Source organism: Psychrobacter sp. AOP31-B2-9 (genome assembly GCF_052378005.1).
In the GTDB taxonomy this organism is placed as follows: Bacteria; Pseudomonadota; Gammaproteobacteria; order Pseudomonadales; family Moraxellaceae; genus Psychrobacter.
This window is the reverse complement of sequence record NZ_JBQSXG010000270.1, coordinates 1-1419: the sequence shown is the minus strand read 5'-3', so window position 1 is coordinate 1419 and position 1419 is coordinate 1. Positions and strand designations below refer to the sequence as shown.

General features: G+C 41.2%; 2 protein-coding genes. One reads left to right on the top strand and one right to left on the bottom strand.

From position 1 onward, the window contains the following. The first annotated feature begins 273 nt into the window (after window positions 1-273). On the top strand, window positions 274-861 hold the full coding sequence (locus tag ACT3SX_RS15095) for a hypothetical protein (RefSeq protein WP_192520962.1): 588 nt from the start codon (window positions 274-276) through the stop codon (window positions 859-861). 157 nt (window positions 862-1018) lie between these two features. On the opposite strand, the gene ACT3SX_RS15090 is transcribed toward ACT3SX_RS15095, so the two are convergent. Further along, a partial coding sequence (locus ACT3SX_RS15090; RefSeq protein WP_444518819.1) for a patatin-like phospholipase family protein occupies window positions 1019-1419 on the bottom strand: 401 nt, incomplete at its 5' end.

The following is a 1419-nucleotide window of genomic DNA, read 5'->3' as shown; positions in this document are numbered from 1 at the left end:
ACGAATGTCTGTAGTAGATTGGCTATACACAACCTCAACACGGGGTTAGTGTGCGTACAAATACTTTTTGCTATGCTTTACGGATAGCGAACGCAGATAATCAATAAAAATTATCAACCTTATACAACCGCTAGGTTCGATATGGTTATCGTAGCAGGCTAGATAGTTTATTATTGACTATAGTTAAGTGGTTATGCATACAGACTCTAGTGAAAGCGCCTTAAATTTTCCAAATATGTTCTACCGATATATTAACCAGGGATAATGAGAACCATGAAAAAAAATAATCAATTTGCTAGTCCATTCAGCACTTGGAGCGGCCATCGCTTGTTTCAGGTAGTCGCCGGTACGCTGATCGGTGCAATGGTAGTAACTCAAGCGTCGGCGATGTTGCCTACACCAGAGCAAGCAGTGGATGGATCGGCCACTGTACAAGCAACCGCTAATCAAGCTGGCAATTCAAGCGCACAAGCTGTTAACAGCAAAATCACTGCATCATTGGTTAGCACTGATGCAAATGGTGAAGAAGTATTGGTTCCTGTTAATGAAAGTACACGTTTGCAGTCAGGTAATGTCTTAGAGTATCAAGGATACTTTACCAATACCAATGCTGATCGAGTACGTAAAATGACGGTCACCATGAGTATTCCTGAGCAAGTGGAATTGATGAAGACGGTCTCGCCAGAGTTTCCATATGGTAGCGTCGATGGTAATAGTTTTTCTCGTATGCCATTACGTACTAGAGTAAACAACCAGCTGCAAGATGTAGATTTAAAGTACTATAAAGCGGTTCGTTGGGATCTGGAAGGTGTTGGTCTGAACGATACAGTCGCGGTTAAATATCGCGCGCGTGTTAAATAAGCCAGTTCGACATGCCTTAACTGAATCGTAAATTATTCAAGATTTGATTCATAATAGAGAGCACCACAGTTGATGACTGTGGTGCTTTTTTATGGGTGCTTGAATTCTAAAAGCTTTACATACGCAGCCTATTAATAAGTTAAAGCGTTTTTATAAGCTAAAGCGTTGCATATTTGCTTTGAGATTTTTCTTTGATTAACTGCTTAATTGCGTTAATTTGTGGCGTAGTGGCTTTTGATCCAGCAGTGATTAGTGTGCTGCGTTGGCTGGTATCTATTGAGCTGATATGGCCAACGTCTGGCGTAATGATAATATCTGCACGATCTCGTTCATGGTAGTTTGATGCGTGATGCGTGGTACTTGATTGTGCCGTGATATTGTTTTCTAGAAACCCCCAAAAGCTGCTGAATGAGTTGATATTCGGTATGCTATTAGGCGTAGAGGTAGTAGAATTATGATTGCTCTTAGTCACATCTACGGCGATGATAATATCAGCACCCAAATCACGCGCACTATCGATAGGCACTAAACTGACGACACCGCCATCGATATATTTTT